Source organism: Streptomyces thermoviolaceus (assembly GCF_045209695.1).
GTDB classification, from domain to species: domain Bacteria; phylum Actinomycetota; class Actinomycetes; order Streptomycetales; family Streptomycetaceae; genus Streptomyces; species Streptomyces thermoviolaceus.
The window spans coordinates 2,287,800-2,312,158 of record NZ_CP109280.1 but is presented as its reverse complement, the minus strand read 5'-3'; the positions used below and the strand labels follow the sequence as shown (position 1 = coordinate 2,312,158).

19 protein-coding genes are annotated in these 24,359 nt (G+C 73.2%); 11 read left to right on the top strand and 8 right to left on the bottom strand.

Annotation, left to right across the window (positions count from 1 at the left end):
* Positions 1 to 99: 99 nt before the first annotated feature.
* From OG899_RS10000 to OG899_RS09990, 3 genes are all read left to right on the top strand, one after another.
* Entirely contained in the window at positions 100 to 1,713 is a 1,614-nt protein-coding gene (locus OG899_RS10000; RefSeq protein WP_406310999.1) for a succinic semialdehyde dehydrogenase, read from the top strand.
* A 154-nt stretch (positions 1,714 to 1,867) separates the two neighbouring features.
* Complete coding sequence (locus OG899_RS09995) at positions 1,868 to 3,673, top strand: GMC oxidoreductase (RefSeq protein ID WP_125496459.1); 1,806 nt, start codon at positions 1,868 to 1,870, stop codon at positions 3,671 to 3,673.
* Positions 3,674 to 4,731: 1,058 nt separating this feature from the next.
* A complete protein-coding gene (locus OG899_RS09990; RefSeq protein WP_406310998.1) occupies positions 4,732 to 5,607 on the top strand; it encodes a hypothetical protein in 876 nt (291 codons plus the stop codon).
* Positions 5,608 to 5,773: 166 nt separating this feature from the next.
* Here the strand turns inward: OG899_RS09990 and OG899_RS09985 are convergent, their stop codons facing one another.
* Positions 5,774 to 6,118, bottom strand: coding sequence for a chorismate mutase (locus tag OG899_RS09985; RefSeq protein ID WP_125496758.1), 345 nt, complete (start codon positions 6,116 to 6,118; stop codon positions 5,774 to 5,776).
* A gap of 524 nt (positions 6,119 to 6,642) precedes the next feature.
* Between OG899_RS09985 and guaA the strand changes: the two genes are divergently transcribed.
* The gene (gene guaA, locus OG899_RS09980) at positions 6,643 to 8,223 is read left to right on the top strand and encodes a glutamine-hydrolyzing GMP synthase (protein ID WP_125496759.1); all 1,581 of its coding nucleotides are present in this window, start codon (positions 6,643 to 6,645) and stop codon (positions 8,221 to 8,223) included.
* Between the two features lie 19 nt (positions 8,224 to 8,242).
* Here guaA and OG899_RS09975 read toward each other — a convergent pair whose 3' ends face one another.
* Positions 8,243 to 8,719: a pyridoxamine 5'-phosphate oxidase family protein gene (locus tag OG899_RS09975; RefSeq protein ID WP_125496760.1), complete on the bottom strand. Its 477-nt coding sequence runs from the start codon at positions 8,717 to 8,719 to the stop codon at positions 8,243 to 8,245.
* A gap of 502 nt (positions 8,720 to 9,221) precedes the next feature.
* Here OG899_RS09975 and OG899_RS09970 point away from each other — a divergent pair.
* Positions 9,222 to 10,499 (top strand): hypothetical protein, encoded by a 1,278-nt coding sequence (locus tag OG899_RS09970; protein ID WP_406310997.1) that lies wholly within the window; start codon positions 9,222 to 9,224, stop codon positions 10,497 to 10,499.
* A gap of 268 nt (positions 10,500 to 10,767) precedes the next feature.
* Entirely contained in the window at positions 10,768 to 11,259 is a 492-nt protein-coding gene (locus OG899_RS09965) for a DoxX family protein (protein ID WP_125496762.1), read from the top strand.
* A gap of 59 nt (positions 11,260 to 11,318) precedes the next feature.
* Here the strand turns inward: OG899_RS09965 and OG899_RS09960 are convergent, their stop codons facing one another.
* Both OG899_RS09960 and OG899_RS09955 read right to left on the bottom strand, forming a co-directional pair.
* The gene (locus tag OG899_RS09960) at positions 11,319 to 11,564 is read right to left on the bottom strand and encodes a hypothetical protein (RefSeq protein ID WP_125496763.1); all 246 of its coding nucleotides are present in this window, start codon (positions 11,562 to 11,564) and stop codon (positions 11,319 to 11,321) included.
* Entirely contained in the window at positions 11,551 to 13,080 is a 1,530-nt protein-coding gene (locus tag OG899_RS09955) for a PspC domain-containing protein (protein WP_125496764.1), read from the bottom strand. The genes OG899_RS09960 and OG899_RS09955 overlap by 14 nt, the downstream gene beginning before the upstream one ends.
* A 210-nt stretch (positions 13,081 to 13,290) precedes the next feature.
* Between OG899_RS09955 and OG899_RS09950 the strand changes: the two genes are divergently transcribed.
* Positions 13,291 to 14,577, top strand: coding sequence for an ATP-binding protein (locus OG899_RS09950; protein ID WP_125496765.1), 1,287 nt, complete (start codon positions 13,291 to 13,293; stop codon positions 14,575 to 14,577).
* Entirely contained in the window at positions 14,577 to 15,299 is a 723-nt protein-coding gene (locus OG899_RS09945) for a response regulator transcription factor (protein WP_125496766.1), read from the top strand. The genes OG899_RS09950 and OG899_RS09945 overlap by 1 nt, the downstream gene beginning before the upstream one ends.
* Positions 15,300 to 15,365: 66 nt before the next feature.
* Here the strand turns inward: OG899_RS09945 and OG899_RS09940 are convergent, their stop codons facing one another.
* The gene (locus OG899_RS09940; RefSeq protein ID WP_125496842.1) at positions 15,366 to 16,421 is read right to left on the bottom strand and encodes a C40 family peptidase; all 1,056 of its coding nucleotides are present in this window, start codon (positions 16,419 to 16,421) and stop codon (positions 15,366 to 15,368) included.
* A gap of 407 nt (positions 16,422 to 16,828) precedes the next feature.
* On the opposite strand from OG899_RS09940, the gene OG899_RS09935 reads away from it, so the two are divergent.
* On the top strand, positions 16,829 to 17,182 hold the full coding sequence (locus OG899_RS09935; RefSeq protein ID WP_125496767.1) for a hypothetical protein: 354 nt from the start codon (positions 16,829 to 16,831) through the stop codon (positions 17,180 to 17,182).
* On the opposite strand, the gene OG899_RS09930 is transcribed toward OG899_RS09935, so the two are convergent.
* Positions 17,160 to 17,342, bottom strand: coding sequence for a hypothetical protein (locus tag OG899_RS09930; RefSeq protein WP_229814072.1), 183 nt, complete (start codon positions 17,340 to 17,342; stop codon positions 17,160 to 17,162). The genes OG899_RS09935 and OG899_RS09930 overlap by 23 nt on opposite strands.
* Before the next feature lie 573 nt (positions 17,343 to 17,915).
* Here OG899_RS09930 and pcrA point away from each other — a divergent pair.
* Positions 17,916 to 20,390, top strand: a complete 2,475-nt coding sequence (gene pcrA, locus OG899_RS09925) for a DNA helicase PcrA (RefSeq protein WP_406310996.1) — start codon at positions 17,916 to 17,918, stop codon at positions 20,388 to 20,390.
* Positions 20,391 to 20,457: 67 nt separating this feature from the next.
* Here pcrA and OG899_RS09920 read toward each other — a convergent pair whose 3' ends face one another.
* Positions 20,458 to 22,107, bottom strand: a complete 1,650-nt coding sequence (locus tag OG899_RS09920; protein WP_168131398.1) for a M23 family metallopeptidase — start codon at positions 22,105 to 22,107, stop codon at positions 20,458 to 20,460.
* Between the two features lie 236 nt (positions 22,108 to 22,343).
* On the bottom strand, positions 22,344 to 23,210 hold the full coding sequence (locus OG899_RS09915) for a triacylglycerol lipase (protein ID WP_125496770.1): 867 nt from the start codon (positions 23,208 to 23,210) through the stop codon (positions 22,344 to 22,346).
* 647 nt (positions 23,211 to 23,857) lie between these two features.
* Here OG899_RS09915 and OG899_RS09910 point away from each other — a divergent pair.
* Positions 23,858 to 24,274, top strand: a complete 417-nt coding sequence (locus tag OG899_RS09910; RefSeq protein WP_125496771.1) for a cobalamin B12-binding domain-containing protein — start codon at positions 23,858 to 23,860, stop codon at positions 24,272 to 24,274.
* Positions 24,275 to 24,359: the final 85 nt, after the last annotated feature.

The following is a 24,359-nucleotide window of genomic DNA, read 5'->3' as shown; positions in this document are numbered from 1 at the left end:
GCGTTTGCTGCCAGCGGCCACTGGCGGGGTGTGAGCGGTCCGTGAATCCCTGTTACCGACGGGTACACAAACCGTGGTCCGCGGCATACCCTGCGCTGCATGACGGACGCGCAGGCCCCGGCCCAGACCGGCACCAACCCTCTGGTCCCCGCTCCCGCGGGGGTCCGCACCGCCTCCGACGTGGTGACCCCGGAGCTGATCGCCCGGCTGACCCGGGACGTCACCGGCTCGGGCAGGACCGCCAACCACACCCCCTTCACGGGGGACAAGCTCGCCGATCTGCCCGAGTCCACCCCCGAGGACGTGGCCGCCGCGTTCGCACGGGCCCGTGCCGCGCAGGAGGACTGGGCGCGCACCCCGGTGAGGGAGCGTGCCGCGGTGCTGCTGCGCTTCCACGACCTCGTGCTGCGCCGCCAGGCCGAGGTGCTGGACCTGATCCAGCTGGAGACCGGCAAGGCCCGGCTGCACGCGCACGAGGAGGTGCAGGCCGTCGCCGTGGCCGCCCGCTACTACGGCCGTACGGCTTCCTCCCATCTCAGGCCCCGGCGGCACACCGGTGCGATCCCGGTGCTCACCAAGGTCACCGAGCTGCGCCATCCGCGGGGCGTGGTCGGCCAGATCGCCCCGTGGAACTACCCGCTGGAGCTGTCGGTCGGTGATGCGCTCCCGGCGTTCGCCGCCGGCAACGCGGTGGTGATGAAGCCGGACACCGAGACCTGCCTGACCGCGCTGTGGGCGCGTGACCTGCTCGTCGAGGCCGGGCTGCCCGCCGACGTGTTCCAGGTCGTCATCGGCGACGGGCCGGTGGTCGGCCCCGAGGTCGTCCGGCACGCCGACTACGTCTCCTTCACCGGTTCCACCCGCACCGGCCGGGAGGTCGCCCAGGGTGCGGCCGCCCGCCTGGTCGGCGTCTCCCTGGAACTCGGCGGCAAGAACGCCATGCTGGTCCTCGAGGACGCCGACGTCGAGAAGGCCGCGGCGGGCGCGGTCCGGGCCTGCTTCTCCTCGGCCGGGCAGCTGTGCATCTCCGTCGAACGGCTGTATGTGCACGACAGGATCGCGGACGCCTTCCTGGAGCGGTTCGTCGCCCGGACCAAGGCACTGCGCCTGGGCGCCTTCCTCGGCTACGGCGCCGACATGGGCTCCCTCGTGGGCCCGCGGCAGCTGGACACCGTCACCCGGCACGTGGAGGAGGCCGTCGCCAAGGGGGCCAAGGTGCTGGCCGGCGGGGTCGCCCGCCCGGACGCCGGACCGTACTTCTTCGAGCCCACCGTCCTCGACGACGTGCAGGCGCCGATGGCCGTGTGCACCGAGGAGACCTTCGGCCCGGTGGTGTCGGTGTACCGCTTCTCCTCCGAGCAGGAGGCGATCGACCGCGCCAACGCCACGCCGTACGGTCTGAACTCCTCGGTGTGGACGAAGGACGCCCGCCGGGGCCGTGCGGTCGCCGCCCGGCTGCGCACCGGCACGGTCAACATCAACGAGGGCTATGCGCCCGCCTACGGCAGTGTGCAGGCGCCGATGGGCGGCATGAAGGACTCCGGTCTGGGCCGCCGGCACGGCTCCGAGGGCATCCTGAAGTACACCGAGGCCCAGACGATCGCCCACCAGCGGGTGCTGCCCATGGCCCCCTCGCTGGGCATGGACGACGAGACGTACGCGGCGTTCATGAGCCGCAGCCTGAGGCTGCTGAAGGCCTTCCGCTTCCGTTAGGTCTCTCGTTCACCGGTCGGGCCGGTGCGCCGCCGCCGCGCCGTCCGCCCTCGGGCGGCGGTGCGGGCGGCCGGGCGACGGCACGGCCCGGATACCGGCCCCCGCTTGTGTCAGCCCCCGTCCGCAGCGCGACCGTTCGCAACGAGGAGAGCACGTGTCACAGCAGAAGTCCGACCACACCCGGGACGAGGACGGGTACGACTACGACGTCATCGTCGTGGGCTCGGGATTCGGCGGGTCCGTCTCCGCCCTGCGCCTGACCGAGAAGGGCTACCGCGTCGGTGTGCTGGAGGCGGGCCGACGCTTCACCCGCGAGACCCTGCCGAAGAACTCCTGGGACCTGAAGAACTACCTGTGGGCGCCGAAGCTGGGCCTGTTCGGCATCCAGCGCATCCATCTGCTGGGCAACGTCATGGTGTTGGCCGGTGCCGGCGTCGGCGGCGGTTCCCTCAACTACGCCAACACCCTCTACGTGCCGCCGAAGGCCTTCTTCGACGACCCGCAGTGGCGGGACATCACCGACTGGCAGGACGAGCTGGCCCCGTACTACGACCAGGCCAAGCGCATGCTCGGGGTGCGGCTGAACCCGACGATGACACCGTCCGACGTGCACCTGAAGGGCGCCGCCGAGCGCATGGGCGTCGGCGACACCTTCCACATGGCGCCCGTGGGCGTGTTCTTCGGCGACGGCAAGGACGCGGACGGCACGGTCACGGCCGAGCCGGGCACGAAGGTGCCCGACCCGTACTTCGGCGGGGCCGGACCGGAGCGCCGGGCCTGCATCGAGTGCGGCGAGTGCATGACCGGCTGCCGGCACGGCGCGAAGAACACCCTCAACGAGAACTACCTGTATCTCGCGGAGAAGGCGGGCGCGGTCGTCCACCCCATGACGACGGTCGTCTCCGTCACGGACGACTCCCGCGGCGGCTATGCGGTCGCCACGGTGCCGACCGACAACCGGAAGAAGGGCCGGGGCCGCCTGTTCCGGGCCCGCAGGGTGGTGCTGGCCGCGGGCACCTACGGCACCCAGACGCTGCTGCACCGGATGAAGGAGAACCGGCAGCTGCCCTATCTCTCGCCGCGACTGGGCGAGCTGACCCGCACCAACTCCGAGGCGCTGGTGGGCGCCCAGACCGACAACCGCCGCTACCGCAAGGCGACCGGCGCACCGAAGGCCGACTTCACCCGCGGGGTCGCCATCACCTCCTCCATCCACCCCGACGAGAACACCCACATCGAACCGGTCCGCTACGGCAAAGGCTCCAACGCCATGGGCGGCCTGTCGATCCTTCAGGTGCCGTACGTGGACGGGGGCTCCCGGATCGCGGCCTGGCTGGCCAACGTCGCCCGGCACCCGCTGCTCATGCTGCGGTCGCTGTCCAACCGCCGCTGGTCGGAGCGGACCATCATCGGCCTGGTGATGCAGTCCCTGGACAACTCCCTGACGACGTATCTGAAGCCCGACGGCATCGGCAAGGGGCTGCTCACCGCCCGGCAGGGCCACGGCTCGCCCAACCCCAAGCAGATCCGCGCCGCCACCGAGGGCGCCTCCGCGCTGGCGGCCGAGATCAACGGGTTCGCCGGCTCCAACGTGGGCGAACTGATGGGCACCCCGCTCACCGCGCACTTCCTCGGCGGCTGCCCGATCGGCGACTCGCCGGAGACGGGGGTCATCGACCCCTACCACCGCCTGTACGGCCACCCGGGCATCTCGGTCGTCGACGGCGCCGCCGTCTCCGCCAACCTGGGCGTGAACCCCTCGCTGACCATTACCGCACAGGCCGAGCGGGCGATGTCGTTCTGGCCGAACAAGGGCGAGGAGGACCCGCGTCCGCCGCAGGGCACGCCCTACCGGCGTCTGACGCCGGTCGAGCCCCGCAATCCGGTGGTCCCGGCGGACGCGTTCGGGGCGCTGCGGCTGCCGTTCCTGGGGATGCCGACGGTGCCGCCGAAGAAGTAGGGCCGCGGCGGGAGCGCGTCCGCCGTTCCGCCGCCGCCCGGCACGACACGAGAGGGACCTGCGCCCCCCTCCCGACGCAGGTCCCTTTTTCGTGCGGTGGGCGAGGCAGCGCACGGCGCGTCGCGCCACCGCGGCGGCACCGGGCGGCACACAGCACCCCGGCGCCGACGACGGCGTCCCGTGCCGTCCCCACCGCGACGAGGCGGGCGGGACGGAGGATCCAGGGGTTGGGACACGGCGCGCCGACGCACGGTTGCACGGATGCCGACGGGAACTGATGTGCGCTGCGTCACACGACGGTGGTGGCGGCCGGTGAGGGAGGGGTTTCGGGCGGTTCCCGGGACGGGGGATGCGAGAGTTTCCGGGACGGTGGCGCCGACATCCCTGGGACGGTGGCCGTCGAGGGCCGACGTTCGGGACGGATCGGGGGGCGGGTGTCGGGCGCGCGCCGGGTGGTGCGGGTGTTCTGTGCGAGGCGCGGCCAGGGACCGGTGCGGGGCGACGGCGGGTGTCGCGCACTTGGTCGCGGTGCTGTCGGTGTGGAGGCCGGGCGCCGTCGTGCCGGTGTGCCGGCTCCGCCGGCCGGCCCCGGGCGTCCCCGGGACCGGCCGTTTCCGGGTGACCGGGCTGCTGTCCCCTGCCGTCCGGTCACTGTCCCTGGAGCGCGGTCCCACGACGCACGGCACGACCCGTGCGCCACACGCTCCAGAGGGCCACGCGTGGCTGTCGAGCCCGCCCCTGGCTGGCACGGACACCGGGACCAACGACGCGGCGCAGGGGCCGGTCACGCGCCGGACGGGTGAGGACACCGGACGGGTGAGGACGGCGGTCGGTGAGGACGGCGGTCGGTGAGGACAGCGGACGGGCGAGTGGTGGTCAGGACTCGGGGACGGCCTCGCCACCGCGCACGGCGGCACGGTCACCGCGACGAGTGAACGCGGCCGGGGCAGTGGCTGCACCCTGCGGCTGCCCGCCGCGCCGGCCGCCGGCACCGCCGAGTCCGAGGAGCGGGCGACGTCCTGACAGAATCCTCATAACTCTCGTGCACTCTGAGGATCATGACCCCACGACAGCGCTCCAGGTCCCAGTCGCCGTCCGCCACCACCGGCCGCGACGCCGCCCGGACCTCCGCCACCTCCCGGACAGCGGCCGCCTTCCGCCCGGACCCGCGTCGGCTGGGCCTGCCCACCGCCGCACTGGCCCTGTCCTTCGCCCTCGCCGGGTGCGCGGGCTCCGGGCCGGACACCACCGCGACGACGGACCATCAGGCCGCGGCCTCCCGCACCACTCAGGCCGCGCCCGGCCGCCCGGCGGCGGGCGCCGCGCCGTCCGCAGCCGCGCAGGCCCTCGCCCACCTGCCCGGCCTCGGCCCGCACACCGAGGCCGAGATCCCCGCGGACACCCGCCAGGTGGTCCTGGTCACCGGCCGGGACAAGAACTCCTCCGACTCCCAGGTGGCCCTGTACGAGCGCACCGGTGAAGGGTGGCAGCCGAAGGCGACGTGGCCGGCCCGCAATGCCCTCAGGGGCTGGACCGACGACCACCACCTCGACGACCTCCGCTCTCCCGTCGGTGTGTTCACCCTCACCGACGCCGGCGGACTGCTGCCCGACCCCGGCACCAAGCTGCCGTACCACCAGTCGCACAGCTTCATCGCCTCCGGCACCGGCTTCGACGGCGAACCGCTCGCCGGGGCCTTCGACTACGTCGTGGCGATCGACTACAACCGCGTGCCCGGCACCTCCCCCCTCGACCAGACCAAGCCGCAGGGCGCGGCCAAGGGCGGCAACATCTGGCTGCACGTCGACCACGGCGGCCCCACCCACGCCTGCGTGGCCTTGAAGAAGGACGCCATGAGAGCACTGCTGCGCGCCCTCGACCCCGCACTGCACCCGGTGGTCGTCATGGGCGACGCCTCCTCCCTCGCCCGCTGACGGCGGGGAGGGGAACGGCGGCGGCGAGCGGGCGGGGCGCGGGGCCGGGGGGTGGCCCGGCCGGCCGTACGGGCCGCGTGCGCGGGCCGCACGTGCGGGCCGGTTGTGCGGGCCGGTTGTGCGGGCCGTACCTGCGTGCCGGCCGTGCGCCGGGCTCACAGGCGGCTCAGATCTTGCCGCGGCACAGTTCCAGCAGGGTCATCGCCAGGGTCGTGCCCGACTTGCCGAGCGCGTCCCGGTAGTGGGAGAGGATCTCGTTCTCCCGGGAGAGGTTCACCCGCCGCCCGCCGGAGGCGATCCGGGCCTGCTGGATCACGGCGGAGACGGCCATGCGTTCCTGGATCAGTCCGATGATCCGGTCGTCGAGCTCGTCGATGCGCCGGCGGGCGTCGGTGATCACACCGGCGGCCTCGGGCGTGCGCGCACCGGTGGCGTCCAGGCCCGCGGTGCGGTCGGCCTCCGGGCCGGAGGCGCTGCTGCGGTCGGCACTCGCGTCGGTGATCACGGTCATCAGGGGCTCCTCGTCACACGGGGTGCCCCGGAACGGCACGGTCCGGAAAACGCCTGGCGCCCCGGACCGTATCGGCCCGGGGCGCCAGGGAAGTCGCTTGTCAGGTGCTCAAGCAGCACGACCATGGCAGCCGGCGGGCCGGTTGCCATAGGTAAACAGGTAGGTCGGGTGCTGGAGCATGCCCTCAGTATGCCCTGCCCGGTGCGGGCGTCCAATCCGGTTCGGATCCTGAGACGTCCGAGACGTCGCAGACGTGCGGCGGCCCGTGGGGCGACGTGAGATGCGCGACGACGGCGGGGCGTGAAGTACGCAACGGCGGGGCGTGAGAGGCACGACGGTGGCGAGGCGTGAGGTGCACACCTGCGGGCGTGAGATGCGCGACGGCGAGACGTGAGGAGCGCGACGGCACGGCGTGAGATGCGCGACGGTGGGGCCCGCGCACCGGCGGCGCGGGCCGGGCCGGTGCGGCACCTCGGTAGAATCGGACAGCAGCAAGCCCCCGCCCAGCCGCCGGAAGGCAACCCGTGTCATCTGCGCCCTCCGCTGCCGCCGCCCCCGACACCGTCCTGGTCGTCGACTTCGGCGCGCAGTACGCCCAGCTCATCGCCCGCCGTGTCCGCGAGGCCCGGGTCTACAGCGAGATCGTCCCGAGCACCATGCCGGTGTCGGAGATCCTGGCCAGGAAACCGGCGGCGATCATCCTCTCCGGTGGCCCGTCCTCGGTGTACGAGGAGGGCGCGCCGCGTCTGGACCGCGAGATCTTCGAGGCCGGCATCCCGGTCTTCGGCATGTGCTACGGCTTCCAGCTGATGGCCCAGACCCTCGGCGGCACCGTCGACAACACCGGGGCGCGCGAGTACGGCCGCACCCCGCTGACGGTCAGCAAGCCGTCCTCCACCCTGTTCGAGGGCACCCCGGCCGAGCAGTCCGTGTGGATGTCGCACGGCGACGCCTGCTCCGCCGCGCCGGAGGGCTTCACCGTGACGGCCTCCACGGACGTCGTCCCGGTCGCCGCGTTCGAGAACGACGAGAAGCGGCTCTACGGCGTCCAGTACCACCCCGAGGTCATGCACACCACGCACGGCCAGCAGGTGCTGGAGCACTTCCTGTACCGCGGCGCCGGCCTGGAGCCGAACTGGACCACCGGCAACGTCATCGACGAGCAGGTCCAGGCCATCCGCGAGATGGTCGGCGACAAGCGCGCCATCTGCGGCCTGTCCGGCGGCGTGGACTCCGCGGTGGCCGCCGCCCTGGTGCAGAAGGCCATCGGCGACCAGCTGACCTGCGTGTACGTCGACCACGGCCTGATGCGCAAGGGCGAGACCGAGCAGGTCGAGAAGGACTTCGTGGCCGCGACCGGCGTCCAGCTGAAGGTCGTCGACGCCGAGGAGCGCTTCCTCACCGCCCTCAAGGGGGTCACCGACCCCGAGGAGAAGCGGAAGATCATCGGCCGCGAGTTCATCCGGGTCTTCGAGCAGGCCCAGGCCGAGATCATCGCCGACGAGGGCCCGGCCGTGGAGTTCCTGGTGCAGGGCACCCTGTACCCGGACGTGGTCGAGTCCGGCGGCGGCACCGGCACCGCCAACATCAAGTCGCACCACAACGTCGGCGGCCTGCCCGAAGACCTCGAGTTCAAGCTGATCGAACCGCTGCGCAAGCTGTTCAAGGACGAGGTCCGCATGGTCGGCCAGGAACTGGGTCTGCCGGACGAGATCGTCCACCGCCAGCCCTTCCCCGGCCCCGGCCTGGGCATCCGCATCGTCGGCGAGGTCACCAAGGACCGCCTGGACCTGCTGCGCGAGGCCGACGCCATCGCCCGCGAGGAGCTGACCGCGGCCGGCCTGGACCGGGACATCTGGCAGTGCCCGGTGGTGCTGCTCGCCGACGTCCGCTCCGTCGGCGTCCAGGGCGACGGCCGCACCTACGGCCACCCGATCGTGCTGCGCCCGGTGTCCAGCGAGGACGCCATGACGGCCGACTGGTCGCGCCTGCCGTACGACGTCCTCGCCCGGATCTCCACCCGGATCACCAACGAGGTCCGGGACGTCAACCGGGTCGTCCTCGACGTCACCTCGAAGCCGCCGGGGACCATCGAGTGGGAGTGACCCCGGACACGGTTCCGGGTCAGGTCCGCCGGAGAGTGCGCACCGGCTCTCCGGGCTTCCAGACCTGGACGACCAGGAACTGGTCGTCCTCGACGTAGGTCGTCCGCACGACCTGTGTCAGCTCGGTGCGGAAGAGGTGGAACGGCTCCGGCGGTTCCACCTCTTTCACATACGCGCCCTTCAGCGCGGGATCGGTCACCTCCACCGCCCGTCCGGAGATCCGCACGTCACCGCCGCCCATGTCCGTGCCGGCCCCGGGGTTCGCCTGCAGCGCGAACCGCGGGTCGCGGTGCAGATCGAGCGCCTTGAGCGAGCCCGGCATCATCCCGCACCACAGCTCGCCGAGCAGGAACTGCACCTCCACACCGCTGGTGCGGGGCGACCCGTCCTTGCGCAGGGTCGCCAGCACGTGGTGCCGGAAGGCGCCGAAGCGCTGCTCCACGATGCCGGCCAGTTCCGGTTCCGCCGCGGCGAACGCCGCCCAATTCGTCGTCATGCCCGTGAGTGTCCCGCCGGAACGGGACGGTCTCCAGCGAATTGCCGCCGTCGGCCGACCCGATCCCGGCGCCGACCGGGCTGCGCCTGCGGCCGGGGCCGGCTCGGCAGCCGGCTGGGACCGGCGCCGGGGCGCGGGTGCGCGCGGGGTGGCGGCGCCGTCCGTCGTGCCGTGGATGTGGGAACGGAACGGTTTCGGCCATCCGCCGGTCGCCGCCGAGCGTCCGATTTCAGCCGTCCCTCCACGGCGCGCAGCGGACCGGTCGGCCGGCCGGTGCTCTGCCCTCGAGCCGTTCACCTGCACCTTCCGCAACACCGGACGGCAGGGAGCCCGCTGCGCGCAGCCGCCGTGGAGTCAACACGGCTTCACATCCGTCACTCGCACTGACCAGAGCATGCGGCCGGGCAGACGCGGAGAGGGCCGATTGGGGCACAATTCGCAGTCGGCGTACGGGTGTTGTCCGCCGGACAGCGGCGGACCGGCGGGGAAGGCGGCATCGGGCGTGGCAGTGCAGGAAGCGAGGGACAACGTGACGGCGGGCGCCCACGCGGGTGGCTGCACGTGCGGGGACTGCCCGCACGGGGCGCGTGCCGGGCACCGGCGGGCCGTGGCCGAGTTCCTCGCGAAACGGGACGAGTTCGCCGCGGGCCAGGGCCTGCCGGCGGCCGTGGCCCACTCGGCGTCGGCCTCCCGGCAGTGGATCTCGGAAGAGCTGACGCAGACCGCGGAGGAAGTCGCCGCCCGGGCACGGGCCGAGGGCGAGGTGTGGCTGCGCCGGGTCGGGCGCTGGACGATGTACGCGGTGTGGGGTGCGGTCGTCCTGCTGCTGCTCGTGCAGGCGCTGACCGCGATCGGCGCGGGCTGGACCGCCGCGCGCACCGCGGGCCTGCTGGCCGCGGCCGTGGTCGGCCTGGGGCTGACGGCCGCCTCCTGGTTCCACCGGGCCCGGGGCGGTGCGCTGGCCCCGGTGATCGGCGAGGACAACCGGCTGTCCACCTCGCGTGCGGTCGCGGCGAGCTGGGTGCTGTTCGTGGTGTACGCGGTGCTCGTCCTGGCCGGCCGCCTGGCCGCCGCCTCGGACCACGTCGAGCGGGACGCGCTGATCGCCGGCCTGGACCTGGCCCGGGGTGCGGGCATCGTCACCGTGCTCGCCGTGGTGTGCGGCATCGCGGTGCTGGTGCGGCGGGTGGTCGCCCTGCGGGTGCTCGGGCAGCGGCTGCAGAAGGTGCGGGCCGAGCGGCCCCGCGCGGCCGACCTGCTCACCGACGACGCCGGACGCGGAACCTTCACCGACATCCAGTACGTCGTGGTCAGCACCGCCGCCCTGGTGTACGCGGCGGTGCGGCTGGCCCGGCGGCCCGACCAGCTGCCCGACCTGCCCTGGGGGCTCGCGGTGCTGGTGCTGGTGTCCGCGGCGACCTACATGGCGGGCAAGTACGCCGAGGGCGGCCAGCCGGTGATCCTGTCGGTGGTCCGCTCCCGCGAGGCGGGTGACCTGGACGCGGCCATCCGTACCGGCGACGACATCGAGATCCGCGGTGCCGGGTTCGTCCCGCCCGGGGCACAGCGGGCCGACCGGCTCGCCCGGATGGTGGTCCGCATCGGCACCGTCCACGTCCACGTCCCCCTCGTCCCGGTCCCCGGCGGCTTCAGCAATCCGACGGACACGGCGCTGACCGTTCCCGTGCCCGCCGATGTGGAGCCCGGCCGGGTCGAGGTGCAACTGGTGACCGCCGCGGGCGTGGAGACCAACCGGTACACCATCGACGTGACGGAGTGAGGGGCGCCCGTCCGGGGCCCTCACCTCGCCGCCCGACGCCGCCCGACGCCGCCCGACGCCGCTCGCGCCGCCGTCACGCCCCGCGCGCCTCCCGCACCGTGCGACGACCTTCCCGCCGACGAGGGCAAGGTCGCACGAAAGTCGGAATGCGCTGCGCAAAACGGCCCGGCTGGATTGAACGGGACGTTTCCCCTCTGCGTATCGTCCTGTCGAGGCGTGAACGGCACGGTGGAGAGGCGGCTGAGCAGCGATGACCCAAGGCCTTCGGATGGGGACACGGACCTCGTACGTCGACCGGAGCAGCACCTGGCGGGACATGATCGCCCGCTACCCCCTCCTTCCCCTGCGGATCTTCCTCGGCGTCACCTTCGTCTACGCGGGCCTGGACAAACTCACCGACAGCACCTTCCTGCGGGCCACCGGAGCCGGCTCGATCGGCGAGACCATGCGTGCGGTCCGCGACTCCTGCGCCGTCCCGGCCCTCGTCGACCTGGCCCTGAAGAGCCCGGTCGGCTTCGGCTACGCCATCTCCCTCGGAGAACTCGCCGTCGGCATCGGCATCCTGATCGGCCTGCTGGGCCGCGTCGCCGCGCTCGGCGGCGCGCTGATCTCCCTCAGCCTGTGGCTCACCGTCAGCTGGTCCTCCACCCCCTACTACTACGGCAACGATCTCGCCTACCTGATGGCCTGGCTGCCCCTCGTCCTCGCCGGCACTCCGCTGCTGTCCGTGGACGCGCTGCTGCGGCAGCGCAGGCACTGACCGCCGGGGCGCGGCGGGCGCGGCTGTCGTGACCCGCGCCGGCCCGGCCGCGGTCCGGCTCAGCCCGCTTCGTCGGCCCGCGGCGGCCGGTGCTCGCCCTGACCGGCACGGCGGCTGGTCCGCCGTACGGCCCGGCAGAGGACCGAGACCGCGCCGGCCAGGACGAGCCCGCCGACGACCAGGGGTCCGCTGACGAACCACGGTGTGTGCCACAGGCCGCGGGCGTCACCCGCGTACACGATGCCCGCGGCGATCAGGAACAGACCGCCCACCAGCCTCCCCGGCTGGAACTCATGACGCAGCACGGCTCACCTCCGCCTGTCCGATGCCGACGTGCAGGTCGAGGGACAGGGTGCCGCCGCTCGGGCGGTCCGTCACCGGAGGCAGGACCACGCGCTCGTGCCTGCCCGGCGCCACGTCCACGTCCTCGGTGTCGTCGCCCGGCAACTGGATGTCGCCGACCCCCACGTCGATGGTCGCCCGCACGGTCACGTCCGGAGGGACGATCACTGTCAGCCGTCCCACTCCCACGTGCGCCCGTGCCGTCACCGTCCGGTTGTCGCCGGGGCGTATTCGGGACAGGTCGAGGGTGCCGTCGCCCGTGCCCACCCGGTAGCTCCGGTGGACGTCCGCCACCGAGGCCGGCCGCCAGGACGGGTGCGACCAGTGGGCGGTGACGTCCTGCGGAAGGGCCGCCGACGCGGTGAGCAGAGCCGCGGTGACCAGGGCCAGGAAGACCGATCCGGCGCCGGTCCGGCCCAGGAAGGCACTGAGCGCTATGCCCACGCCGAAGACACCGAGCGCGCAGGCCAGACCGGTCTGCAGCGCGGTACCGAACGAGTGGCCCGGCAAGGTGGCGCGCACCCCGAGGAAACCGGCGACCAGCGCGAGCAGGAACACCCAGCCGCCGATCGAGCGCGGCCCGCGCGGACGCGGTGTCTCACGCCGCGGCACGGACTCCGCCGTGCGGCCGGGGATCCCCCTGCCGATGTTCACCGCTGCCGCGATGTCCCGGTCCCGTGGGTCCGGGGGACCCCACAGATACCCGGTGCCGCCGACATGCGTGCCGTCCTTGACGATCGGGTCACGCCACCAGGAGGGGTAGGAGGCCGGCACCGGCGGCGCCTGGGCCTCCGGCGGGGCGTCGGCCACGGCCTGGGCGGCCAGCGGGTCCGGGGTGGCGGCACGGCGGTGCTGCGACCAGTAGCCGGCCCCCGCGAGCAGCAAGGACAGCACGACACCGAAGGTCAGCACGCTGCCGTTGTTCAGCATCGACAGGAACGCGCCGCAGCCGACCAGCGCGAACAGCACGGCCGTCAAGGCATGGCCGTCCACCCGGCCGGTGAGGAGCTTGCGCACCTCGTTCTCGTCCTCGTCGTCGACCGGGACGAAGAGCCAGGTGAAGCCGTAGAACAGCAGGCCGATACCGCCGGTGGCGGCGAGCACGGCCAGCGTGATCCGGAACACGACCGGGTCCATGTCGCACTGCCGGCCCAGGCCCGAGCAGACGCCCGCGATCAGCTTGTGCCGCCGGTCACGGCGGAACCGCCAGGGCGCCCCGGGGGCCGCCGGGCCACCGGATGCGCCGTCCGCGCCGTCCGTGCCGGTACCCGGGGTCGCCGTGGAGCCGCCGGACGCGGTGGGTCCGGCGCCGGCGGCCGGGGAGCCGTTCTCCGCCGCCCCCGCTGCCGTCGCGCCCGTGCCGGAGGCGCCCGGGTGCGCACCCGGGCCGGGCACGGAGTCCTCCGGTCCGGCGCCCGTGGAGCGGCCCGGGCCCGGTTCCGGACCCGGCCCCGTCGCGGCGTGCTCGTGATTCGACATGCGTCCATGGTGACGGGCGCGCCGACGCGGCGGCAGCCGGGACGACCCTGGCCGAACCCTGATTCGCCCCTGATCACGAGCCGGGGATGTGTTCGACCGGCCCCGGGCATCCCGCCGGACAGGGCCGTCGTCGAGCCACATGGAAGATCAGGGGCGTCTCCGGGGCGGACCCTGATGACCCTTCCCGGCGGACATGTGACCATCGATGGCATGCCGGACGCCGCAGCACTGCCCCTCGACGACCCGCGGCCGCCGCGCAAGCTCTACCGCAGCAGCGACGGACGCTGGCTCGGCGGAGTGGCGCGGGGCCTGGCCGGGCACCTCGGCCTGCCCGTGGTGTGGGTACGGCTGGTCTTCGCCGGTCTGATCATGGCGGACGGCCTCGGCGCTCTGCTGTACGCGGCCTTCTGGTTCTTCGTCCCGCTCGGGGTGGGCGGGGTGAGCGGGCAGAGACCGCCCTCCTTCGTCACCACCGAGGTCTCGTCCGACGGCCGCCGCAGAATCGTCGCCCGCAGACCGGACAAGGGCCAGAGTGTCGCCCTGCTCCTGATGATCGTCGTGGCGATGGTCTTCGTCCGCAACGTGAACCTGGGCGCCGGGGCCAAGATCTACCTGCTGCCGGCGGTGCTCGTCGCCGCCGGTGTCGCCGTGGTCTGGCGCCAGGCGGACAACGCCCGCCGCGCCCGCTGGGTCGAGGCCGGGCGCCGGGTGCGCATGTTCACGCTGCTGCGGGCCGGCGCGGGCGTGCTGCTGGTCACGGCCGGGGTGTCCACGCTCCTCGTGTTGCAGGGTTCCGCCGCCCACCTCGGCTCCGTGCTGCAGGCGGCCCTCGCCGTCCTGGTCGGGATCACGCTGCTGGCCGGCCCGTACCTGGTGCGCATGACCCAGGACCTGTCCGAGGAGCGGCTGATGCGCATCCGCGCCCAGGAACGCGCCGAGATCGCCGCCCACGTCCACGACTCGGTCCTGCACACCCTCACGCTCATCCAGCGCAACGCGGAGAACCCGGGCGAGGTGCGGCGCCTGGCCCGCGCCCAGGAGCGCGACCTGCGCGCCTGGCTGTACCGGCCCCAGGGCAGCGGCAAGGACGACGACGAGCCGGCCACCCTCGCCGAGGCGGTCAAGCGCAACGCCGCCGAGGTGGAGGACAAGCACGGCGTCCCGATCGAGGTGGTCGTGGTCGGCGACTGCCCGCTCGACGAACGGATCGGCGCGCAGATGCAGGCCGCGCGGGAAGCGATGGTGAACGCGGCCAAGTACGGTGGCGACGGCGGCCCCGTGCAGGTGTACGCGGAAGTGGAGGGCCGGACGGTGTTCGTGTCCGTCCGGGACCGCGGCCCCGGCTTCGACCTCGATGCGATACCCGCCGACCGCATGGGCGTCAGAGAATCGATCATCGGCCGCATGGAGCGCAACGGGGGCACGGCCCGGGTGCGCGCGGTGCCCGACGGCGGCACGGAGGTCGAGCTGGAGATGGAGAGGGCGGAGAACACGTGATGAGCGACCCGACCGAGACGAACGGCACGGCGGGGACGGAGACGGCCGGCGACGCCGGGAAGCGGCACGTGCGCGTGGTCCTCGTCGACGACCACCGCATGTTCCGCACCGGCGTGCAGGCGGAGATCGGCCGGACCGAGGAGACCGGCGTCGAGGTGGTCGGCGAGGCCGCGGACGTCGACCAGGCGGTCACGGTCATCACCACGACCCGCCCCGAGGTGGTGCTGCTCGACGTGCACCTGCCCGGTGGCGGCGGAGTGGAGGTGCTGCGGCGTTGCGCCGCGCTGATGGCCGACCCCGAGCGGCCCACGCGCTTCCTCGCGCTGTCCGTCTCCGACGCGGCCGAGGACGTGATCGGGGTGATCCGCGGCGGCGCCCGCGGCTACGTCACCAAGACGATCACCGGCGCGGATCTCGTCGACTCGATCTACCGGGTCCAGGAGGGCGACGCCGTGTTCTCGCCCCGGCTGGCCGGATTCGTCCTCGACGCGTTCGCCTCCACCGACGCCCCGCCGGTGGACGAGGACCTGGACCGGCTCACCCAGCGCGAGCGCGAGGTGCTGCGGCTCATCGCCCGCGGCTACGCCTACAAGGAGATCGCCAAGCAGCTGTTCATCTCCATCAAGACGGTCGAGTCCCATGTCTCGGCGGTGCTGCGCAAGCTGCAGCTGTCCAACCGCCACGAGCTGACCCGCTGGGCGACGGCACGACGGCTGGTGTGACACGGTGCCGTGACGGCGCCTGTGGCGGCGTGCCCCGCACGGCCGGCCCCGGCCGCGGGTGTCCGCTCAGGCCACCCGCACCGCGCCCGCGAAGGGCATCGAGTCGACCGGCGCCAGACGCACCCGGGCCGAGGGGTGGGGGGCGTGGATCATCTGCCCGTTGCCCACATAGATGCCGACGTGACTGATGCCCCGGTAGAAGAACACCAGGTCGCCGGGGCGCAGCTCGGACCGCGGCACCCGGCGCCCGGCGCCGATCTGGGCGTAGCTGGTGCGCGGCAGCTGGATCCCGGCGGCGCGGTAGGCCGCCTGCACCAGCCCCGAGCAGTCGAAGGCGTTCGGGCCGGTCGCGCCCCACACGTACGGGCTGCCGATCTTGCGGTAGGCGTAGGCGACGGCGGCCGCCGCCCGGGAGGTGGGCGCCGGGGGAGCGCTGCGGGCGGCGCGGGTCTCCGGCGCGGCGGCGGCCTTGCGGGAGGGCCGGCCCTCGTCCACGCCGAGCCGCTGGCGCTGCTGTGCGGTGAGCCGGGACAGCAGCCGCCGTGCCTCGGCCAGCTTGCCGGTGACCGTCCGCTTCTGCCGGCGCAGTTCCGCCTGCCGGTCGCGCAAGGACGCCGCCGTGACGCGCGCCTCGCCGCGCAGCTGCTCGATCTCCCTCAGCTGGCGGCGCGCCTCGGCCACCTGGGCCGTCTGCCGGGCGTTCGCCTGCTCGGCCAGGGCGGCGTCGTCCAGGAACCGCTGCGGGTCGCCGGAGAGCACCAAGGCCATCGTGGGATCGATCGCGCCCTGCCGGTACTGCGCGGCGGCGAGCGAGCCCAGCGCGTCCCGGGCCTGGTTCAGCCTCTGCTGTCGGCGCGCGGCCTCCTCGCCGAGCGTCCGCAGCCGCCGCGCGGCCGCGTCCGCCTGCTCCTTGGCGCCGTTGTACTTCTCGGTGGCGGCCTCCGCCTCCCGGTACAGCTTCTCCACCCGGGCCTGCACCTGCGCGGAGGTCGGTGCGGGGGCGGCCTGCCCGGTGCCGTCCAGGGCGGTCGCGGTCGCGGCGCCCGCGAGGACGATCGTGACGGCCGCGCGGGTCGTACCGGCGCCGAGCGAGCGCTGTCGGGGCTTGCGGTGCACTGCCACCTGGAGGGTCACGTCCCTTCGTCCGACCACGGGGGTGTCCGGCGGCGCCCGTGCGGCAGACACGGACCGCCTCCGGACTTCTGGCGGTGGTGCCGGCGCTCCCGGTCGGGTGGGCGACGGGAGTCCGGGCACCTGGGCGAGGACGCTAGGCCCGGTCGGGCCGACCGAGTGACCTCATGTACGAAACTGGTGCCACAGGATCATCTCGTGACCGTTTGTGACCATCGGTCACACAGAGGATCTGCGTCTTCACGTTCCGTGATGATCGAACGGCTCTTCCGGCGGGCGACGGAGGGGCAGAGGAGTCCACCGGGACACCGTGCGGCACATCCACCCGCCGTCGGCCGGTGCCGGTCGCCCGGGCCGGTGTCCGAAGGCCCAGGACCCGGTGGTTAGGCTCCGGCCCCATGGACGTACTCCTCCACATCTTCGTCGGCCTGCACATCATCGGCATCGCCGCACTGCTCGGCGGCTTCCTCAGCCAGATGAAGGCCATGGGTCAGGGCACCGCCCGCTTCGTGCCGGGCATGCTGCACGGCGCGCTCACCATGCTGGTCACCGGCGTCGCCCTGGTCGGCCTCAACGAGGCCCAGGGCGCCCACGTCAACAACATCAAGATCGGCATCAAGCTGGCGGTGCTGATCGTGATCCTCGCGCTGGTCTACGTGAAGCGTGACGAGGAGAAGGTCGACAAGGGCATGTTCGGCCTGGTGGGCCTGCTGACCATGGTGAACATCTTCATCGCGGTGCTCTGGACCTGACCTCGGACCTGACCTCCGCCCGCGCCCGGGCGACCGCGCGGACGGCGACGGCCGGCCACGCCGCCACCGCCACCCACAGCAGCGCCTCCCCGGGCACCGTCAGCTCGGGGACGTCCAGCACGGGGGCGACCGACAACGCGGCCGCGGCGGTCATGCCCATCGGGAAGACCGTCGCCCAGCACCGCGGTCGCGGCGACCCCCGCCAACGCCCCGGGCGTCCCGGCCTCCCTCCTCCAGCGCCGCGGCTCCCGCAGCAGCCGGGCGGCGAAGTCCACGGCCGGCGCCGGTCAGGACAGGCAGGCCATCGTCAGGGCGGCCAGAGCCGCAGCAGGTGGCCCGCCGTCTCCAGACCGACCGCGAGGATGCCGGTCGCCATGAGGCGGTTCCCGCGGCCGGCGGGCGCCGCACCGGCCAGGTACCCCGGGCACCGGAACCGGAGGGGGCATGACCCGATGCCGGGCCGGGTCTGCACGGTCCCGCCTGCCCTCCGGCGCCCGGCGGTTCCCCGGCCCTGCGAGGGCCCTGCGAGCAGCATTCCCTCTGGTCCCGAGGAGGCTTCCCCCTGGCTGCGAGGAGGGGCCGGCCGGGCCCTCGAGCCGACGGGGACCCGCACCCGCCCGTCCGCTCGCCCGCTGCGGCGGGGCCCCGGCATGCACCCCCGCCGGACGGGCGCAGGGGCCGGCCGACCGAGGCGGCCCGGGCTGTCGGTGGGGCGCCCTAGACTCGGAGAGCGATGAGCAGCCTCTTTGACGACAGCTTCCTGGCGGACCTCCAGGCCTCCCGCGGCCCCGAGGAGGAGCCCCCGCCGCCGCCCGAGGACGACCACGTACCGGAGCCGGTTCCGGACGATCTGTTCGGCGGGAAGTTCGACCTGCCCCCGGACAGCGGGGAAGGCTACTACCGCGACGGGGCGCCCCGCCCGGTCGTGGACTCCGCCGCCCTGCTCGCAGGGCTGAACGACAACCAGCGCGCCGCCGTCGTGCACTCCGGCTCACCGCTGCTCATCGTGGCCGGCGCCGGCTCCGGCAAGACCCGGGTGCTCACCCACCGCATCGCCTACCTGCTGGCCGAGCGCGGCGTCCACCCCGGCCAGATCCTGGCGATCACCTTCACCAACAAGGCCGCGGGCGAGATGAAGGAGCGCGTCGAGCAGCTCGTCGGCCCGCGCGCGAACGCGATGTGGGTGATGACCTTCCACAGCGCGTGCGTGCGCATCCTGCGCCGCGAGGCGAAGAAGCTCGGCCTGACCTCCTCCTTCTCGATCTACGACGCCGCTGACTCCAAGCGTCTGATGGCCCTGGTCTGCCGCGACCTGGACCTCGACCCCAAGCGGTTCCCGCCCAAGTCGTTCAGTGCCAAGATCAGCAATCTGAAGAACGAGCTGATCGACGAGGAGGACTTCGCCGCCCGGGCCACGGACGGCTTCGAGAAGACCCTCGCCCAGGCCTACGCCCTGTACCAGTCGCGGCTGCGTGAGGCCAACGCGCTCGACTTCGACGACCTGATCATGACGACGGTGCATCTGCTGCGCGCCTTCCCGGACGTGGCCGAGCACTACCGCCGCCGGTTCCGGCACGTCCTGGTCGACGAGTACCAGGACACCAACCACGCGCAGTACGCCCTCGTCCGCGAACTCGTGGGCACCGCGGGGAGCGCCGGCGACCAGCAGGGCGAGCCGGACGTGCCGCCCGCGGAGCTGTGCGTGGTCGGTGACGCCGACCAGTCGATCTACGCCTTCCGCGGGGCGACGATCCGCAACATCCTCCAGTTCGAGGAGGACTACCCGGACGCCACCACGATCCTGCTGGAGCAGAACTACCGCTCCACGCAGACGATCCTGTCCGCCGCCAACGCGGTCATCGAGAACAACCAGTCGCGCCGCCCGAAGAACCTGTGGACCGACGCGGGCGCGGGCGCCCGCATCACCGGTTACGTCGCCGACTCCGAGCACGACGAGGCGCAGTTCGTCGCCGACGAGATCGACCGGCTGACCGACGCGGGCGAGGCCAGGCCCGGCGACGTCGCCGTCTTCTACCGCACCAACGCCCAGTCCCGTGTCTTCGAAGAGGTCTTCATCCGGGTCGGCCTGCCCTACAAGGTCGTCGGCGGGGTCCGCTTCTACGAGCGCAAGGAGGTCCGGGACGTCCTGGCCTACCTGCGGGTGCTGGCCAACCCGGAGGACTCCGTTCCGCTGCGGCGCATCCTCAACGTGCCCAAGCGGGGCATCGGCGAACGCGCCGAGGCGATGATCGAGGCCCTCGCCCAGCGGGAGAAGATCAGCTTCGCGCAGGCGCTGCGCCGGGTCGACGAGGCGTACGGCATGGCCGCCCGGTCGGTCAACGCCGTCAAGCGGTTCAACGCGCTCATGGAGGAACTGCGCACCGTCGTCGAGTCGGGTGCCGGCCCGGCCACCGTGCTGGAGGCCGTGCTCGAACGCACCGGCTACCTCGCCGAGTTGCAGTCCTCCACCGACCCGCAGGACGAGACCCGCATCGAGAACCTGCAGGAACTCGCCGCTGTCGCCCTGGAGTTCGAGCAGGAGCACGGTGAGGGCGAGCAGGGCACGCTCGCCGACTTCCTGGAACAGGTCGCGCTGGTCGCCGACTCCGACCAGATCCCCGACGAGGGCGACGGGGTCGTCACGCTGATGACGCTGCACACCGCCAAGGGCCTGGAGTTCCCGGTGGTCTTCCTCACCGGCATGGAGGACGGCGTCTTCCCGCACCTGCGGGCCCTCGGCCAGACCAAGGAACTGGAGGAGGAACGGCGCCTGGCCTACGTCGGCATCACGCGTGCCCGGGAGCGGCTGTACGTGACGCGCGCGGTGATGCGCAGCGCCTGGGGGCAGCCGGCGTACAACCCGCCCTCCCGGTTCCTGGAGGAGATCCCGCCGGTGCACCTGGACTGGAGGCGGACGGGCGGATCCGCACCGGCCTCCTCGGGTCCGGCCTCGGCCGTGGCGGCCTCGCTGTCCTCGTCCCGCTCCCGTTCCTCCGCGTCCGGGGCCTCGGGCTTCGCCACGCGACGCGCCCAGGAGAAGCCGGCGGTGTCCCTCGCGGTCGGTGACCGGGTCACCCACGACCAGTTCGGGCTCGGCACGGTCGTCGCGGTCAAGGGCTCGGGCGCCAACGCGGAGGCGACCATCGACTTCGGCGACGACAAGCCCAAGCGGCTGCTGCTCCGGTACGCGCCGGTGGAGAAGCTCTGACGCACGGCGTGCGCGCCCGGCTCACCCGCCGGGGCGCACGCCGGTCAGGAACGCTCCCGCCGGTCGCTCAGGTCGGGTCGAGACCGTGGCTGCGCAGCCACGGCAGCGGGTCGATCGGCGCCCCGCCGCCCGGCCGGACCTCGAAGTGCAGGTGCGGGCCGGTGGAGTTGCCGGAGTTCCCGGAGTACGCGATGGGCTGACCGGCCTTCACCGTCGTACCGGACGGCACCCGGTAACTGGAGAGGTGGCAGTACCACGTCTCCGTGCCGTCCTTCGCGGTCACGATCATCATGTTGCCGTAGGCGCTGTTCCACTGGGTGCGCACCGTGCCGTCGGTCGCGGCCATGACCGTGGTGCCGTAGGCGACGGGGAAGTCGATGCCGGTGTGCACCGACATCCAGTTCACCCCGGCCTGACCGTAGTAGGCGCTCAGCCCCCTCTGCGCGACCGGCAGCAGGAACTTGGGACGCAGCCGCTCCTTGCGGGCCGCCTCCTCCGCCGCCTTCCGCTGCTCGGCCTCCTTCTGCGCCTCGAGGTCGATGCGCTCCTGGGTGCGGCTGGCCCGGTCGGCGAAGTCGTCGGCGCCGGCGGACAGGCTCTGCAGCTGGCTGTCCAGCTGGTTGTTGGCGGCGGCCGGCTGCACCGGGTGCACATTGGCCGCGGACGCCGTCGCGTCCGAGCCGTCGTCGCCGAAGACACCCACCGAGCCGGCGGCGATCCCGGCGACCCCCATCACACAGGCCGAGGGCACGGCCACGGTCAGCAGCGCCGAACGCCGTGCCGGCGCACGCCGACGCGAACGGCCCGCACTGCGCAAGGCCGCGCGCGGGGCTGGAACGCCGGGCGCCGCCGCGTCCGGCTCCTGGAGGGGTGCGGCCGCCGGTGTGTCGTCCGTGGCCGGGGCGTCGTCCGCCGGGTGCGCCGGGCCGGTGTCGCCGGTGTCGTCACCGCCCTCGTTCTCGCCGAGAGCGCCGGTCCGGCCGGTTTCGTGGGTCTCCTGCCATGTCTCGGACTCGTCCTGCGAGGCTGGCCCGGGGAACTGGCCGGTCGCGGCGGACGCACCGCCGTCCTGCGCACCGGTGTTCCACTGGGTGGCGTCCCAGGCGCCGGTGTCGTGGACCGCCGGGGCGTAGGCCGTGGTGGCGACGGCACCGGTGTCGAGGGCGGTGGTGTCGAAGGCGGTCGTGGAGAAGGAGCCGGTGTCGAAGGTGCCGGCGGGGAAGGCCGAGGTGTCGAAGGTCTGCGTGTCCCAGTTCCACTGCTGGGTCCGGTCGGCGGCGTCCGCCGCACCGGGCTGGGGCCAGGCCGTGGTGTCCCGCCGGCCCGTGGCCTCGGCGGAGGTCACCGGCTCCTGGAAGCCGGTGGCCCAGGCGCCGGTGTCGTAGGTGCTGGTGTCGTGGGCGGCGGGGTGCTGGGCCGGGTACGTCGCCCAGGTGCCGTGGGCCGGTGTCCCGTGACCGTCGGTGGGCCAGGAACCGGTGTCCCAGCTCCCGGTGTCCCAGGAGCCGGTGGTGTGCGCGCCGTCGGCGGCCGGGGCACCGGGGAGGGAGTCGGCCGCGAAGGCCGTGGTGGTGCCGGTGTGCGGGTCGTGGCCGCCGAGCGTGGTGAAACCGCCGTGAGCGGCACCCTGAGCGCCGTACGGCGCGTAGGGCACCGAGGCGTCATCGGAGGCCGGAGCCGGGGTGGTCGCGGTCCCCGACGGTTGACGGTCGTTCACCGACTTCTCTTTCGCCTCGACTACAGGGGCTGCCAGAGCAGTGCGGCGACTGTACCCGGCGGTATGCGGGCGCGACAATCTTCTGCATGTTTCCCTCACAGGGGAAGCGGGCAATCGGCCTGGTTCCGGCGGATCACGGACTCGGCCTTGGTGTTGTGTTCGAGGCGGGATTCGAGTGTGGGCGCCGAGCCGGCGGTGTCCCGCCGCCGTCGCACACCCGGTCGGTGCGGTCCGGGTCAGGCCACGGTCAGGCCGCCGGTGTGCGCGCCGGTCGCGTCGCCCGGCCGTACGGTGTCCAGCACCTGCCGTATGCCGTGCGCGACGGCCGGGTGGAGCGGCAGGGCCAGATGACCGATCCCGCTGACCCGGATGTTCTCCGCCTTGAGGTCCGGGTGCTCGATGCACGCCGACTCCAGCGGGTCCATCACATGGTCGAGGTCGCTCCAGAAGCTGACGAAGTAGGTGCGGCAGCCCGGGGCCGGCTGGGCCAGTTCCTGGATCAGATCGGACCGGGGACGCATCTGGCGCACGATCGGGTGGGCGTTGGCCAGCGGTGCGACGCGGGTGCCCGCGTGCGGGGTGCCGAGGGTGACCAGGGTGCGGACCCGGCGGTCGCCGCCGAGCCGCTGCACGTAGTACCGGGCGATCAGGCCGCCGAGGCTGTGTCCGACGACGTCGACGCGGTCGCTGCCGGTGCGTTCGCAGATCTGCTCGATGTGCCGGCCGAGCAGTTCGGCGGCGGTGCGGATGTCGCAGGTCAGCGGTGAGTAGTTGAGCGACTCCACGCGGTGCCGGCCGTGCTGGGCGAGGCTGCGGCGCAGCAGGACGAACACCGAGCGGTTGTCGATGAACCCGTGCAGCAGCACCACCGGGGGTTTGGCCTCCTGCGGGAGCCGGGCGGTGCCGTCGGGCGTGTCGATCGCGCCGTCGGGGCCGGGGCGCTCCTGGACGATCCCGGAGGGGTACAGCAGGACGTGCCCGGCGAGGATCGCCAGCTCCAGTGCGGTCGCCTTCAGCAGGCCCAGCGACAGTCCGGCGATCCGTACCGCGAGCAGGCGTCGGCAGAGCGGAAGGATGGGGTCTGCGACCTTGGTGACCTTCATGGCCGGCCTCCTGTCCGCACCCCGGGGGACGGCGGCGTCCCCTGTGTGCTCGTGTGGACGGCTCGCGGTGAAGGCGGACGGCCGAGCTCGAGCGGGGCACGAGGGCCGGAATCCGGGGATCTGGCGGTGCGCACCGGGCGGCAGGCGGTTGCGCCCGCCGGTGCGGCGGTGCGGGCCGGTGTCGTCCCTCGTCCGTGCCCGTGTGTCCTTCGTGCTCTCGCCGGTGCATCGCATCGCCGCGGCGCCCGGTGTGTGCGGCGGGGATGCGGTGACCTTCTCGCGGCTCCCATGACGCTCGTTCCCGCTGTGGCCCCCGTGCCGGGGTGGTGGGGCGGCCACGCGGGCCGTGTCGAGGCGGTCGGTGCCCGGCACCGGGGTCCCCTTCGGCCCGAGGGCTTCCGGGGAAATGTCTCACCGTGTGATTTCCCCCTCTGTCCGCACCGTGAAACTGCCGGGTGGGGGATGCTGGCGATAACGTTCGTTCACTTCCCGGGGTGGCGCGGTCCTGGGTGTCCGCCGCGGGGCGGCGCACCCGGTGCGGTGGGCGGCGGAGCGCAGGGGGTGTCCGGGACGCCCGGCAGGCCCCGTGCTCGACCTGTGCGGTACTTGTCGGTACGGATGGATGTAGTCGCTTCATGGAGGCAGTGATGGGTGTGGCAGCCGGTCCGATCCGCGTGGTGGTGGCCAAGCCGGGGCTCGACGGCCACGATCGGGGTGCGAAGGTCATCGCGCGGGCGCTGCGCGACGCCGGCATGGAGGTCATCTACACCGGACTGCACCAGACCCCCGAGCAGATCGTGGACACGGCGATCCAGGAGGACGCCGACGCGATCGGCCTGTCCATCCTCTCCGGCGCCCACAACACGCTCTTCGCCGCCGTGATCGACCTGCTCAAGGAGCGGGACGCCGAGGACATCGTGGTCTTCGGCGGCGGCATCATCCCCGAGGCGGACATCCCGGCGCTGCAGGAGAAGGGCGTCGCGGAGATCTTCACCCCCGGTGCCACCACCCAGTCGATCGTGGACTGGGTCCGGGCGAACGTCCGCCAGCCCGCTCAGGCCTGACCCGCTCGACCCGGCCGGGCCGCCCGCCGCAGCGGGCCGGAGCCGCAGGGCCCGTCGTGAAGGCCCTGCGGTCCGGCCCGGCCCG